Origin of the sequence: Schaalia canis (assembly GCF_003858455.1) — a bacterium.
GTDB classification, from domain to species: domain Bacteria; phylum Actinomycetota; class Actinomycetes; order Actinomycetales; family Actinomycetaceae; genus Pauljensenia; species Pauljensenia canis.
Genome location: NZ_RQZF01000051.1, coordinates 1 through 363, shown reverse-complemented (window position 1 = coordinate 363; position 363 = coordinate 1). Strand labels below are relative to the sequence as shown.

General features: G+C 54.8%; 1 protein-coding gene. It reads left to right on the top strand.

Annotation, left to right across the window (positions count from 1 at the left end; genetic code table 11):
* Positions 1-63: 63 nt before the first annotated feature.
* On the top strand, positions 64-363 hold a 300-nt coding region (locus tag EII11_RS10785), incomplete at its 3' end, for a hypothetical protein (RefSeq protein WP_205649299.1).

Sequence of the window (363 nt, the reverse complement as noted above, 5' to 3'; positions counted from 1 at the left end):
CTATTACGACAGTTTCCGAGTGGAAACATCGTTTGACAAAGCGTTTTTTGAGAGGTTCCAGTGATGAGGCCAAGGACTGTGCGGCGTTTTGGTGCTGGGTGCGTGGCGGCGTGGCTGCTGCTGGCGGGGTGTGCTTCAGGCGATGCAGCACGTGAGAAGGAGGTGCTTGAGCCCTATCCGATTGTGCTTTCAGCCCAGGAGGTCGGGCCGGGCTATGCCCTTACAGGCAATGACTTCAGCCTTATGAAGAGTATGTGCAGTCCTCAGACGAGTTACCCTCCTTTTAGGAATGATCACCACTATATTGCTCAGTACACCAATGGGGCGCGTGTTGTGGCTGTGGGAATATGGCCAACTGACGGC